This is a genomic window from Brasilonema octagenarum UFV-OR1 (assembly GCF_963888615.1).
GTDB classification, from domain to species: Bacteria; Cyanobacteriota; Cyanobacteriia; order Cyanobacteriales; family Nostocaceae; genus Brasilonema; species Brasilonema sennae.
Window position 1 is genome coordinate 23,185 of the sequence record NZ_CAWPKW010000139.1, and the last position, 14,269, is coordinate 37,453.

Genomic DNA, 14,269 nt, shown 5'->3' on the forward strand with positions numbered 1-14,269 from the left:
TTAGTCCTTACTCAGGTATCTTACTTCCTCTATACATTAGAGGATTGGAAAATCTACCATATCTTTTTGCAATTTTTGATACAGATTCTTGCAATTTTGTCTGATTGGAGTCTGTGCTCTGGGACTCCTCATCTTTAAGTACAGCGTTCAACTTATCCACAGTGCGATTGATATCTACAAGTAGCATCCCTTCTGGAATCTTACTGGCTATGACTAGTAATAAAATATCAGGGCTACAGGTGGTTAAAATCATATAACCGTCTGTACCTTTAACCGAAATCTGCTCAATCCCCTCCCATTGGACTTCCTTACGGGTGCGGTGAGCCAAATAAATCATCGTTCCCGCCATAATCAATGCGGAATCATCATCCATCCCAATTGTTGTGATCGGCTTACCCTCAGAATTCACAAGTGCTGTACCCTGAAAGCCCATCGTGTTACTAGCAAATTTTTTTAAAATTGCCTTAATCTCATCTATATTCATAGCTCGCTATATGTCTGATTATGCTAGAGGATATCACTTTTTTGATGATAACCTAGCAAATTTTAGGACATTGATCGTCATAGCTTCTTGACATCCTCCCCGCGCTAACCTGGAGTACCAGGTATAGCCGGAGATTCCAAAGATTGCTCTTTATAGGCTACCAAGTCGTTAGAGTGGACTACGCACCTTGCCTTTTTTACAGCAAAGTCTTTACACTGCTTACTTACCTTGAGGTGCTAGGCTATATTCGCCAGAAGCGGACTTATTATAATACCGCCTTGAGGAGTACATTGTTCGGTACTGTGGAATATCTCGGCTTCTACGTATCCTGCTTTTAGCCACTATTTGATTAACTACTCTGTCGGGGATTGTTCCGATACGAAATAGAAGTGAACGAATGCGATCGCTTAGCTGGAGCATAGCGGCAGATCACTAGTGAGAATAGGATATGAATTAGGAGTGATCACTTCAAAACTCATAACTCCTAACTCATAGCTATTATTTCAATTACCAAGTTGGATCACTAAACAAATTTATCGTCAACTCTTCGCGTCTTGGCGGTACTGCTGTAATGCAAGCACGAATGGTATGTCCATCCTCAACTTCCACACTGCAAGCGTGACATGACCCCATCAGACACCCAGTGGGAATAAACACGCCTGCTCGGTCTGCTACATCGAGCAGAGGTTCTCCCACTTCAGCATCAATTGTAACATCATCTGGTAGGAAGCGGACGCGAACAGTCATGAAAACTACCCTCAAGGTAAATACGGTGTTAAGTCCAAATGGCGTTCAACTTCAGCAGCGATAGAGTCTAAAATATGCTCTCTTTGTTCCCGGTAATTGGCAACTCCTGTTGGCAAAGATTTTAAACCCCGCTGTTGACGTAGACGATTTAACCAAGCACGTCTCCAAGGACCATTGTCGAAGATACCGTGGAGATAAGTACCCCAGACCGATAAGCAATTATCCACCAAACCTAAATTAGCATCATCGAATAAAGTATGGTAATTTTCGGTTTCTGTGGGAGGAATTTCTATACGTGATCGCCCTTGATGAATTTCAAACCCGATTACGGGTAAGCCCATTTGTGGAAAATGCGAGTTAACTTGGCGTTGACGAGCGACTTTCTGTCCTGTGATCACAGTTTTTATCGGTAATAACCCTAGTCCTTGATATCTACCTGCTTGTCCTTCAAGTCCCTCTGGATCGGCTATCATTTGACCTAATATTTGGTAGCCGCCACAGATGCCTAAAACTGTGCCACCTGCTGCGGCATAATGTTGAATTGCTTCTGCCATACCGCTTTTTTGCAGCGATATCAAGTCAGGAATTGTTGTTTTTGTGCCAGGAATAATCAGTGCATCAGGATGTCCCAATTCTTGCTTGGGACTAATATATTTTACCCCAACACTAGGTTCTGATTCTAGTGGATCAAAGTCAGTAAAGTTAGAAATTCTCGGTAAGCGGATGACACTAATATTGAGTTCAGCTTGAAATTTTTGTACTCTTTGTTCCAAAAGATCGAGGGAATCTTCCGCAGGATATAACTCTTCTAAGTAAGGGATAACACCGATAACAGGAATACCAGTGCGTTCTTCCAACCATTTTATTCCTGGTTCTAGGAGCGATCGCTGTCCACGGAATTTATTAATCACAATACCGCGAATTAAAGCGCGTTCTTCTGGTTCGAGTAACTCCAAGGTTCCCACAACATGGGCGAAAGCACCTCCTCTGTCAATATCAACAACTAGTAGAGTTGATGCATTCAGGTATTTTGCTACCCGCATATTGGTTAAGTCTCGGTGCTTGATGTTAATCTCCGCAGGACTACCAGCACCTTCACAAACCAACAAATCAAATTCTGTACTCAGATGCTGTAGAGATTCTTCAATTGCCCGCCACCCTAGTTCAAAATATTGTTCGTAGTACTCTACAGCGCTAACTCTAGCCATAGGTTTTCCCTTGATAATGACTTGAGAAGTCATATCTCCTTGTGGTTTGAGTAAAATAGGATTCATTTCTATCCAAGGGACAACTCCCGCAGCCCAAGCTTGTACCGCCTGGGCGTAGCCAATTTCTCCACCATTAGCGGTCACATAAGCATTTAAAGCCATATTTTGACCTTTGAAGGGAGCCACTCGCCAGCCACGGCGCGATAGTATACGACAAATAGCTGCCGTTAACAGTGATTTCCCGGCGTGGGATGTTGTTCCCACTATCATAATTGCTTTCATTTCAAACCTCCAGGAGATCCCTGCTGAATTCGGTATATAAATGAGAACCGCTATATACTCTTAATTCTAAAAGGGTAACCTAAACCAACGAAGAACGGCATTGTATAGGTTGTCACTCCATGTAGAAGTCCGCCAAGATTTTGTTTGAAATTGTTCTACTATCTGACGACCAACAGGAGTGAGGCGGAAACTATCTGTAATTCCTTGACCATCTACTTCGCGCCGCAGAACACCCACTTGAATCAGCCACACAAGTGCATTATCTGCTACTAACTCGGAAAGAGAATGTTTAGTGTAGCCATTTTGCACACCAGTACTAGCAGTTATTTCACTTAATGCTACTCGACGGGAGCGCATTGTTTCAAACAAGCAAGGATTGAAGGGAGAACACACTAAGGCCCGTTCGGCTCGTTCTAGGGTACTGCGAGAATAGGTAAAGGTTTTCTGGTTTTGAGAATCAATACGAGGCATGTTGTAAATTTGAATACTTTTTAGCTAAGAAAGAGGGGAGTTGAATTTTTAATAAGCCCATGGGCTTGTATGGATGAATCTCACACCTCGAAGCTGTGGGTGCATCAAAAAATATTAGCAAATAGTTAACAATAGCATACACTATGCAAGTCAACACAGGCAGGTGCGTTAACATCCTATTAATGTAAATCACATTACACAAAGCTTATGGAACCAGATTCTCTACCAACTGAGGTGATTCTGACGCATTCACGTCAGTCCCTTGGAAGTATGAAACTTGATTGGGCCCCACAACCTGGGAACTATGTTGACTTTGAAGGCAAAACATACGCAGTTTTAGAGCGCCGCCACCGTTATCAACTCAGGGCAGGGCGCTATCGTTTGCAAAAAATTGCTTTATACGTACAGTCCGCTATACGACCAAGTGAAAAAAGTCTTGTAGCAGGACGCTGGGTGATCGGCGATGCCACCTGCCGCTACAATGCTTGTTCAGAAATCATGCGCTGTGCGGTTAACCCAGATGGACCATGTGAAACATGCCGCTACTACGAGAGTGCGTAAGTGCTGAGTAAAGTAAAGGAAGTTGAGAAACAATCACTCATCACTCGTGACTCAGCATTCCCAAATACCTCTGTGACTGCTAAACGCGAACCATTAACAAAATCCCATCCTGACTGAGGACGTTTGCCAGCACTTTGAATTTCTCGCAAGAGCAATAAGCCTTCTCCAGTTTGGACAATTGCTCCCATCCCCTTGATGATGCTTACAACTTCCCCTGGACTACCCGAAGCAGTTGACAAATTAGGTAATTGATGGTTTAAGTCTTGGAGTTCTGCTGGTAGTTCATAACCATCAGCATCATCAAGGGGAGCAGTGGCAGTAATTTTCAATGGTTGGTTGCGGAAGATAGTGGTACAGTCTGGATAAAACCCTCTGGTTTGATTGTGTAATTGTATAGCACTCTTTGACCAATCTAATTGATAATCCTCTTTTTTAATCAAAGGCGCATAAGTCGCTTGAGAATTATCTTGAGCAATTGGCTGAATTTCCTGAAGTTCCAGCTTGCACAAAGTCTCTACCAACAAATCTGCACCCATAACTGCAAGTTTTTCTGCCAAATCATGAGCATTATTTAGCAGTTCTATCGGTGTTGTCGCTTTGAGAAGCATTGCACCAGTATCCATTCCTGCATCCATTAACATTGTGGTGATACCGGTTTGAGTCTCGCCGTTATACAAACACCACTGAATCGGAGCAGCACCTCGATACTTGGGTAAAATTGAGCCATGCACATTAACACAACCCAATTTAGGCATATCTAAAATTTCTTGAGAGAGAATTTGCCCATAAGCAACGACGACAAACACATCAGCGTCTGAGTTTTTGAGTTTCGTTAAAGTTTCAATGTCTTTTTTCACCCGCGGAGGTTGCCATACAGGGACATTAGCAGAGGTGGCGACAGCTTTTACTGGGGAGGGTATCAGTTGATTTCCACGTCCCCGACGTTTATCAGGCTGTGTTACAACTGCCAAGACATCAAATTCTGGATGATTCAGTAGTTTTTCCAGAGTTGGTACAGCAAAACTAGGAGTGCCAAAGAATACGATTTTCATCAGTCATCAGTTATTAGGAGGCAGTGCTCGAAAGTGGGTTCAGTCAGGCTACAGGACATGTGCGCCTTTGCGGCTGTGCCGACGTTAAAGCACAAGCGCCTCACCTGCCGTTCATGATTGAGCCACTGCGTTATATCGTACTCGAACTGACTTGATCTCCTGTTTTTTCCTAGAGCTGTTAAGATAATTCCTCAAGCGTTGTATTTTTTTGATCTTCGATCATTTTTGCGATCAGCCTTTATGCTTTAATGGGTCAATTAACATTTGTGTATCCCTATCCCAAAAGTATTGGGGAATTCTCTAAGATGTTGTACAAGCGATTTACGGAGCGGGTTTATCAGTCGTCCTAATTTGTTGGTTTTGTTAAACCTCTTAAGAACCGCCTGAGTGATGGTTTCCAATTTTTTGGTTTACTACCGTTCCGAAAAATCCTGTACGCAGAACGGGTACTACTAATGACTCAGTTTTGTAAAAGTATGCGAAATTTGAGTAAACTATATCGTTAAAACTGCTAGTTCCTTGTTATACATATTAATGATAGCTTGCTCTATTGCTGCATTCCTGTCTCCTCCTCACACAGCAACCGCCCTCTAGGAAGTCAACAAATGCTTAAACATCTTATGCTGTCTGGATGGTTCCGTGCGCAACCATTCGTTAAGTACCTCGTTTTTGTGATGCTGATCGCGCCCTTGACGGCAGCATCAGAGGACATGACTTCGGCACAACAAATACAAGGCGCTAAAGTACCTTCTGTAACAACACAGCCAGACTCTGTAGCAGTTCACTCCCAGTTAAAGGCAACGGCTGCGGTTGATCAAGCTAATTTCATTTCAGTACCAAAAGCAGCGCCAATCAACTCCCTGACAGAAAAATCTGACTCTATACCAAAGTCTGTAAGTGCGGTTTCCCAACCGCAAACACAAATAGATGAACAAACAAATAAAATTGATGCTTTAACTGTTAAAGATAGTTCTGAGTCAGTTCAGATGCCGGTGGATAATGATTCATTGGCACCAGTTGAGCTAGCGCCACTACCACAAGAATCTGAGTCGGCATCAAACGAGATGGCAGCTAGTCAACAAAATTTAGTGCAACGATTGAAAGCCTCTAAAGTTATAGCGTTGGCAACGAACAATGTCTCTGCATCTGGGGAAGTGCCTGCTGCTAAAACATTGGAAACAGTTAAAATTGATCCTTTCAAAAAAGGACAACAAAAGTCAACAGCAGTGCCTGTTGTAGAACAATCACGACAACAAGCTCAAGCCGCACAGCAAGATCCTATAGGAAGTCCCCATCCTATTCCTTGGGCTTGGATACAGGCGACTCAAGATGCTATTAGTTCTAGAGGTGCTTCTGGAGTGCGTTACTACCGCAGTATGCCTGTTATTTCTGCAGATGGTAGATATGCTATGTACAGCCGTGTACAACTGGAAGTCCGACCACAAATGTACAATAGCCGCGTGAATAGTGTTCTGTTTGTAGAAGATAGGCAAACTAAGAACTTGCGAGTGGTTAGCTCAACTGCTCCGATTAATGATCCCCTATTAAAGGTTCAGGTTTCCTCAGCAAGTGATTCACAAGGAACTATTGCGGTATTGGTTCCTGTTAGCTGGTCACAGAAAGGCGATCGCTTTTTAGCACGCAAGCTTGAAGGAGCGATGAACACTTCTGATGTCACAGATTATGCAGTCATATGGGATCGGGAACAAAATCGTTCTGAGAGTGTCACTCCTTCACAAGAACAATATAAACACGATATCGCTGTGTTGTTAGGTTGGAGTAAAACTCACCCTGACCAAGTGGTATTTCGTGCCGGCGAATTAGGTGAAGAACAATGGTCCTTGGTGACAGTTGCTTACGATGGCAAAACTACATCTGCTACAACTACAGAGCAGCCAGTTATCTATGGTCAAAGGATAACAGACGTCTGGGCTGGTCCACAAGTCGCCTACAGGTAGATCATATTTGTCCAGTTGCCCATAACTAAGACTAACACAGAAAAAATCAAACCTTTAATTTAGCGACTGAGTGAAAATATTCGCGTTCAAGAGTAATAATTCAATCACTTCAGTCGCTTAACTAGTTTTTACAAATTGGAATCTGAGCCTGAAAAAGAGCAGAAATCTAAAATAGAAAATCTCTACTTTTCTAGGCTCAATCTTCAAAAATGATAGAAAAGTCAAGAAGCCGGTGGATAAAACTTCTGCATTTTGTTTGCCTATTTAATAGGCACCTGTCTTGTTCAGAACAACTAGAACAGTTTTGAACAAAATTTTCACATCTAGCCAGATTGACCAATTTTCAATGTAAGAGAGATCTAATTTCACCGCGTCTTCAAAGTTATCAATATTGGAACGTCCAGAAACCTGCCACCATCCAGTAATACCGGGCAACACTTCTTGACGGATAAAATGTCCTGTTTGGAATTTATCTACATCTCTTAGAGGAAGAGGACGCGGACCGACCAAACTCATTTGTCCAAGTAAAACATTTAAAAGTTGGGGCAATTCATCTAGACTATAACGGCGCAGAAATTTACCAACTTTTGTGATCCGAGGATCATCCTTCATCTTAAACAGGACACCATCTTTGATTTCATTGTTTGTTTCTAAGGCTTTTTGCATCTTTTCCGCATCGGTTACCATTGTGCGGAACTTACAAATTTGAAACTTCTTACAATGTAGACCAATTCGATCCTGCCTGAACAAGATTGGTCCTGGAGAATCGAGCTTAATCAGCAGAGCAATTAACGCAAAAACAGGTGAGAGTATTAGTAACAAAATAATGGAACAACAAAGGTCAAAAGACCGCTTCACCCAAAAATCACTGCCTGCAATAATGGGTGCTGGAATACTCATACAAGGGACTCCACCTATGACCCATAATACGGATTTAGGATGGAAAGCAGTGGTTTGTGTAGGGAGTATTCTCAGGGTAATACCAGCTGTGTAAAAATGCCAGCAAATAAACAAACGATTTTTAATGGCATTCCAAGAAACAAAAACCTCTACTATTCCTTGATTGCGAAGATATTCAAAGGTTTGTTCTCTGTTAAGTCTGTCGAGACACTTAGAGTTAGAAGTACCCTGTACAATATAGCACTGTTCTTGTTGTATTAACTTAATATGACTCTCTTGTTCTTGTTTATCTGAAATCAGAAAAACGGGATAACAAATAGCTTTTTTCTTGCGAAGAAGTGTAGTGGTAATATCAAAGAGATAACGCCCGATACAAATGAAGGCAACAGATAAAAACCACAAGATTATAAAAAAGGTTCGAGAAAAATAACTCCCGGATTCGTAGAAAACATCAATCAGCAAGAGGAACATTTGTGACAAAGATACTGCTTTAATCAGATTATAATAGTTACGACGATCAATGCCTCCTTTATAAAGTCCTTGAGCTGCAATAATTCCTATTTCAATAGTTAAAACTAGCGGTAGTTGAGATATATTGTGTGTCCAATGAAATACTAATTTAGTCCCAAAAGATACGGAAAACTTCCATGCAATGATTAGGGAAATAACATCCAAAAAGATAAGTATTAAGACCCGCAAAAGTCGGATAGCTAATCCTCTCTGTATCCTTGTACCTTTGGGTGAACGTATATCGGGTTTTAAATTTACTTTTGATTCACTTCTGGAAGCCACAATTCGTATCCCTCCTTATATTTGTGCCGTTATGGCGATTGTTATTCGAGTCGAATACATTTGGTGTATGCAACCATAGGCTCTTACCGTTAAAGGCAAGAGTGATTCTTAATAAATCTGATCGAGAATTGAAATTAACGCTTTGGAGCTTTGTCAAACGCTCTTGCCATAGCATTCCATGCCAATTTAGGTTTGAGATTAAAATCGAAAGGTAAAGGTCGTAATGGCGCTCTGTCTGAGCGAGGAAACCTCGAAAGCCAGGTGTCGCTATCAGTAAATCCCCAACTTATGACAGCAATGACAGCTGGTTCATTTAGAACAACAGAAAGATAGTCTTCGTAGACACTTGCAACCATGCGATCGCGGACATCTATATCTTTAGGCAAGTCATTATCTGCTACATCTAGCTCAGTAATCAGAATTTTTAGACCAAGACTGGCAACATCACGTAGAAAAGCTCTCAGTTTTTTTGGATTGAATGGTTTATCTGCAAACAAGTGAGCTTGTATGCCTAAGGCTTGAACAGGTGTACCTTTAGACTTCAAAGTTTCTAGCAATTTCAGTGTAGCGATTCTTCTTGCTTCATGCTCGGGTATATCATGATCCAATAAAGCATCGTTATATACCAACAGCGCCTTGGGATCAGCATCTCTAGCAGTGCGAAAGGCAATGTCGATATAATCTGGACCCAAAAACTTTAGCCAAGGTGTGTTTTGTAAATTATCAGGTCGTCCGTGTTTCGGCTCAATTGCCTCGTTTACCACATCCCATGAGTGAATTCGTCCAGCATACCGTTTAACAATTGTTGAAACATGGTTTGTTAGAATGTTCTCAATTTCTTTAGAAGTCGTTTTTTGGTCTTGAAATTTACTAGTTAACCAATCAGGAATGACTTGATGCCAAACTAAAGGATGTCCCCGGAAAAGCATCCCATGTTCAGACGCAAATTGGGCAAAAGAATCAGTATCATGAAAGTTAAAATGATTGATACTAGGTCGAGTTACACCCCAATAAAACCCCCCTACTAGAAGACCGCACTCCCGAATGAAAGCAGACTGTAACTGCTTATTTTTGGATAAATTTTCGTAACCAAAAGACGGAAATGCTCCATAGATTAATCCTTTAAGAGCAGCCCGTTTGCGTAAAGAAGTATTACCGACCACAGAAAAACGTCTCTTTGGGCTATATGGAGCTTTAACTTGATTGTAGTTCTTGAATCTATTGGCACAAGCAAAAGGAACCGTGCTTGTTAAAGTTCCTAATCCTAGTAGAAGTTCACGCCGTTTGATCAAAAATCGCATTTTGATTAATTGTTAGTACATTAACTCTGCTAACAACATTTTCACACTTTTACCAGCCACTGACCAGTTAAGACGAGACTGATATTCATGAAATGAGGATAATGCTAGTTGTTTGTACCTTGAGTACTCAACAAATAAATTAGAAATGTAGTCACAATATTCTTTAATACTGGCTTCTTTAGAAAAGGTTTTACCGTTCACATTATCTTTGATAATTGTTCCAATTCCACCAACATTCGTTGCAAGACAAGGAACACCAAATGAGTTTGCTTCACAAAACACTACTCCAAAGCACTCTGCTTTAGAAGGCACAATAAGGAAATGTGCAGTAGATAAGAGTGAATCAAGCTGCTTTCTACCCTCCACAGTAGATTTGCTAATAAAATCAAATACTTTAACATAACTGGGTAGCTGTTGATCAACAATAGGTAGACAGCCTACAACTGACAACTCTGTACTTAAACCTGACTGATTTAATTGTCTGGCCACTTCAAGAGCAACATCGCCACCCTTTCTATACCAATCAACACCTAAGAAGACTAGATTACATTGATTTGAGGGTCTTGAATCTATAAGTGCTTTAATATCATCAAGAGTTTGCTCTGATTCTATGTTGGCACCGAAGGGGACAATTTTTACCTTTGCTGGGTCAATTTGATAGTTATCAATCGCTGTTTTAGCAGCCCATTCTGATGAATAGATTGCTAATTGACATCGTTCGAGAGCAGATCTTTCTGCAGCGTGACCGCTTTGAATAGTTTCTTGGCACAAATTACTGAATTGCGGATAAAAATCAACCATGCCTGCGAAGGTGGCATCGGTCCAAAAGGCAATTGGTTGATTGCAATCAAGATAGGAGATGGGAATGGTTCCTTCGCTGAATACAATGTCACAATTAAGCTGAGATAACTTGCTAGCAACCTGCTTTGCATAATGCTTCAAAATGAACGGTTCTCTATCTCGTAAGTATCTCTTTTTAGGGAAGGCACGGTATGCAAGTTGCTTTCCTTGAAATAATAAAACATTTTTCTGTTTTAAACAACAGATGTAATCAACCTTAGCGTCTTGTTGGCGTAGCGTCTGCACCATATGGTAAACAGTCCCCGACCACGCTTTAATATTGGTAGCATCATGCCTGGTTACATAAGCTAGTTTCATTGCTTTTGTGTGTTTATAATAAGTGTGCTATTGGACTCGTATTTGATTTTTAACGAAGCTAGGTACACTTTTTTTGCTTCTTAAGCGTTAAGCGTCTCTACTTTGTCAATTCACCCTTCGGGTTTGCCCTATGGCTAACGCCACGCCTTACGGCTATCGGGTTCGCAGTCGCCTCTGTCGGGAAACCCTCATCAAGCACTGGTCTCACCAAATAAAACCGGATTCCTATATCAGATCGTCGTTTTGTAATGACGCTGCATAATGACTATCATGAAGAGTTAATCTAGGGAATTTGTTTCAAACAGTCTCCAGCCGAACTTGCTTGCTAGCCATTGCATCACAAAAAACAGCAAAAATCGTGGATTGTGCTTAAAGTAACGTTTCCATAAACGTTTTGGTTCCATGATCAGCCTAAAGAGCCACTCCATACCCCTTTTCTGCATCCAGCTAGGGGCTTGCTTAACACGGCCTGAATGAAAATCGAAGGCGGCACCGACACCAAGGGTGACGGCAGGAATCCGGTTTTTGTGAGCTGCCATCCACAATTCTTGTCTAGGACAACCAATGCCCACAAATAAAATTCGTGCGCCTGACTCTACAATTTGCTGGGTGTAGGCATCATCTTCTTCGGGTGTTAACGGGCGAAAAGGTGGGGAAATTTTACAGGCAATTTGAAGGTCTGGAAAACGCTGATGCAAAAATTTTACAAATGCACCTAAGCTTTCTGATGTTCCACCATAAAGCCCAATTGGTATACCAGCTTTTGCTGCAGCTTCGCATACGTACAGCGTCAGGGTAGGGCCGTAGACTCGGGAGGCATTTTTGACACCAAGCGCAGTCAAAGCCCAAACTAAGGGCATACCATCGGGTGTTACTAGGGCAGCACTGTTAACTACACTCGCAAATGCAGGATTGTCGTAAACTTCCATAGTCATGTGGACGTTAGCGACACAGATGTAGCAACTTTTTCTCGCTTGGGCCCAGTCCAAAATCCGCTGTGTAGCGTCTTCGTAACTGGTAATGTCCACTCGCATGCCCACTATATAGCGGTGCTTAAGAAGATTCCGTTGACGATTTGTGAGCTTCATGTAGTATTATCTCCGTGTCAAGACGCACATTACGCATACTGAAGTTGCTAAAAAAGGTACGGGTTCAGAACAGATGAATCTGCCTGAACCCGCTATAATTGCAACACGCATATTTAATTTCAAGATAAGTTTGATCACGTTTGCTAGGTCATCATTAACTCACCTCTTACGGTTGACAACTTGGTTATAAATATCCATCAACATCTGGTAATTTCTTTGTGCCGTGTACTTCGCTTCAAACTCAGCTCTAGCTTCTCGCCGCATATGAGTGAGCTTTCCTGGATTCGCTAAAATCGACTCCACCTTGGCTATTAAATCATCCGCATCACCAGGACGGAAGTAAAACCCAGTTCTGCCAGGATCTACAACCTCTGCTATTGCACCGATATTTGCAGCGAGCACAGGAGTACCTTTAGCAAAAGCCTCGATAGCTACAAGACCAAAGGTTTCATACCATTCTGATGGAAAGACTAAAAACATGGCTTCACCCATCAAAGAATGCACTTCTTGTGTCGATCTACGTCCAAGGTATTCCACTTGGGAAAGTTTATTAGCTGCTTGTTTTACTTGATCGGCTAACGGGCCATCCCCCACAATCTTCAAAGGAATTTGTGTGTCAAGTTTTTCCCAAGCTTTTATAAGTGTTTTTATTCCTTTTTCAGGCGACAGGCGACCGACAAAGAGCGCATATTTACCTTTTCCATGACCTTCACCAGGGTCAGGATAGATAAAATTTGGTTTGACAGTAAGCTTTGATGGAGGCAAGTTTGCTTGAATAAATTTATTGCGGGCAAACTCTGTAATGGTGATGTATTGGTCTACATTGTTTTCCCAGGTTTGTAGAAATCGATGTACAAATTGCATCGTTGCAACGACACTTGCCGCTGTTTTACTATCCCGATAACAACCGTGATAAATACCAGGCCAAGGAAAAGATTTTCCAAGGCAGTCTTCACACACCTTGCCCTCTCGAAAGAAATAGGAATTGAGGCAAAATAAACGATAGTTATGCAGCGTTTGTACGACTGGTATACCTACCTCCTGACAGGCATAGTGAACCGAAGGCGACAACAGTGGGAAAAAGTTATGTATATGCACAACATCAGGTTGAAACCTGGCAATTTCTGCAAGTACTAACTGTTTTGATGAGAGGGAATAAATGGCACTGACAGCTGCCTTAAATTTTTCTAAAGAACTCGTAATATTGTCATTATTGACTTCCAGTAAAGCTATAGTGTGACCATTTGCCTCTAAAAGGGCTTTTTCTGTTTGCATGGTGACATCTTCGCCACCACCAATTTGATAGCGATTATGTAAAATTAAGATGCGCACGATTGTCTCACTCCTGTATTTTAATCAACAGCTTGATGTTGCCATTGATTAAAGTAATAACCTTTCATTCCTTTGAGAAGGTAACGCTTTCCACGTGCCATTAATTTCAACATTTGTCGTAAATACGCTCGTGCAGATGAGGGTACTTTTTGCAATAATTCATCATGACGAAGTAAAGCCATCTCTTGTTCATTAATTTGTTTCTGTAATGCAACTACAGATTTGTTTTCTGTGTGCCATCTAAAATCTGCTAGATAAGAATGAACGTGAATGAATTTATATCTTTTTAAAGCTAATCTCAGAAAAAATTCGTAATCCATCGCATATTGAAAAGAATCATCTAAAAAGTTTCCTTCATCAAATATCCTTCGTTTAAAGAATGTAGAAGTACTGGGTATATATAAAACATGAAGATATTTCAGTATGAAATAGTCAAAATCGATTTCTCTTCGGGATTGAAAAACATCTCCCTTTTCATTTATCCAACGATAGTCTCCATAAGCAATATCACTTTGCGGAGCTTCTGCGAAGCAGTTTGCTATCTTTTGAAAGCATCCAGGAAGATATTTGTCGTCTGCATTGAGCCAACCGACTATGTCACCTGTCGCCATACTAAAGCCTTTGTTAAGAGCGTCACTTTGACCCTTATCACGCTCAGATTTCCAAATCAGATGATCATATTTTTTGAGATGTTCAATAGTTTTATCTGTTGAACAATTATCTAAAATGATATGTTCAAAGTTGGGATAATTTTGTTCTTTTACGCTTTGGATGGCAAAATTTATATAATTACCTTGATTAAAAGAGGGGGTAATTATTGATATTTTGGGATACATTTTGATGACTCCTGATCAAATAGCTTAATGGAGGGTTGATGAAAACGATGTTTTGAAAATAAAAACTACAAATAAATTTATTTGTAGTTTTCACTACCA

13 protein-coding genes are annotated in these 14,269 nt (G+C 41.1%); 2 read left to right on the plus strand and 11 right to left on the minus strand.

The genetic code is table 11. The annotated features are described in order from the left end of the window. Nucleotides 1-7: 7 nt before the first annotated feature. The 4 genes from AC5590_RS09280 to AC5590_RS09295 all read right to left on the minus strand — a co-directional run bounded on the left by AC5590_RS09280 (nt 8) and on the right by AC5590_RS09295 (nt 3,192). Nucleotides 8-484, minus strand: a complete 477-nt coding sequence (locus AC5590_RS09280; RefSeq protein ID WP_169263679.1) for a roadblock/LC7 domain-containing protein — start codon at nt 482-484, stop codon at nt 8-10. A 507-nt stretch (nt 485-991) separates the two neighbouring features. Further along, nucleotides 992-1,231, minus strand: coding sequence for a 2Fe-2S iron-sulfur cluster-binding protein (locus AC5590_RS09285; RefSeq protein ID WP_169263680.1), 240 nt, complete (start codon nt 1,229-1,231; stop codon nt 992-994). 11 nt (nt 1,232-1,242) lie between these two features. Continuing rightward, nucleotides 1,243-2,721, minus strand: a complete 1,479-nt coding sequence (gene cobQ / locus AC5590_RS09290) for a cobyric acid synthase CobQ (protein WP_169263681.1) — start codon at nt 2,719-2,721, stop codon at nt 1,243-1,245. Between the two features lie 66 nt (nt 2,722-2,787). Next, nucleotides 2,788-3,192: an Npun_F0494 family protein gene (locus AC5590_RS09295; RefSeq protein WP_169263682.1), complete on the minus strand. Its 405-nt coding sequence runs from the start codon at nt 3,190-3,192 to the stop codon at nt 2,788-2,790. Between the two features lie 207 nt (nt 3,193-3,399). On the opposite strand from AC5590_RS09295, the gene AC5590_RS09300 reads away from it, so the two are divergent. Further along, nucleotides 3,400-3,753 carry a DUF6464 family protein gene (locus AC5590_RS09300; RefSeq protein WP_169263683.1) on the plus strand — a complete coding sequence of 118 codons (354 nt, stop codon included), beginning with the start codon at nt 3,400-3,402 and terminating at the stop codon, nt 3,751-3,753. On the opposite strand, the gene fmt is transcribed toward AC5590_RS09300, so the two are convergent. Continuing rightward, a complete protein-coding gene (fmt, locus tag AC5590_RS09305) occupies nt 3,738-4,805 on the minus strand; it encodes a methionyl-tRNA formyltransferase (RefSeq protein ID WP_169263684.1) in 1,068 nt (355 codons plus the stop codon). The genes AC5590_RS09300 and fmt overlap by 16 nt on opposite strands. A gap of 605 nt (nt 4,806-5,410) precedes the next feature. On the opposite strand from fmt, the gene AC5590_RS09310 reads away from it, so the two are divergent. Continuing rightward, nucleotides 5,411-6,763, plus strand: coding sequence for a hypothetical protein (locus AC5590_RS09310; protein WP_169263685.1), 1,353 nt, complete (start codon nt 5,411-5,413; stop codon nt 6,761-6,763). 264 nt (nt 6,764-7,027) lie between these two features. Here the strand turns inward: AC5590_RS09310 and AC5590_RS09315 are convergent, their stop codons facing one another. From AC5590_RS09315 to AC5590_RS09340, 6 genes are all read right to left on the minus strand, one after another. Then, nucleotides 7,028-8,455: an exopolysaccharide biosynthesis polyprenyl glycosylphosphotransferase gene (locus tag AC5590_RS09315; protein WP_169263686.1), complete on the minus strand. Its 1,428-nt coding sequence runs from the start codon at nt 8,453-8,455 to the stop codon at nt 7,028-7,030. 134 nt (nt 8,456-8,589) lie between these two features. Beyond that, the gene (locus AC5590_RS09320) at nt 8,590-9,756 is read right to left on the minus strand and encodes an endo-1,4-beta-xylanase (RefSeq protein ID WP_169263687.1); all 1,167 of its coding nucleotides are present in this window, start codon (nt 9,754-9,756) and stop codon (nt 8,590-8,592) included. A 12-nt stretch (nt 9,757-9,768) separates the two neighbouring features. Next, nucleotides 9,769-10,914 carry a glycosyltransferase family 4 protein gene (locus AC5590_RS09325; RefSeq protein ID WP_169263688.1) on the minus strand — a complete coding sequence of 382 codons (1,146 nt, stop codon included), beginning with the start codon at nt 10,912-10,914 and terminating at the stop codon, nt 9,769-9,771. Between the two features lie 278 nt (nt 10,915-11,192). Then, nucleotides 11,193-12,002 (minus strand): WecB/TagA/CpsF family glycosyltransferase, encoded by an 810-nt coding sequence (locus AC5590_RS09330; protein WP_169263689.1) that lies wholly within the window; start codon nt 12,000-12,002, stop codon nt 11,193-11,195. Nucleotides 12,003-12,161: 159 nt separating this feature from the next. Then, entirely contained in the window at nt 12,162-13,334 is a 1,173-nt protein-coding gene (locus AC5590_RS09335) for a glycosyltransferase (protein WP_169263690.1), read from the minus strand. Between the two features lie 20 nt (nt 13,335-13,354). Next, nucleotides 13,355-14,170, minus strand: coding sequence for a glycosyltransferase family 2 protein (locus AC5590_RS09340; RefSeq protein ID WP_169263691.1), 816 nt, complete (start codon nt 14,168-14,170; stop codon nt 13,355-13,357). Nucleotides 14,171-14,269: the final 99 nt, after the last annotated feature.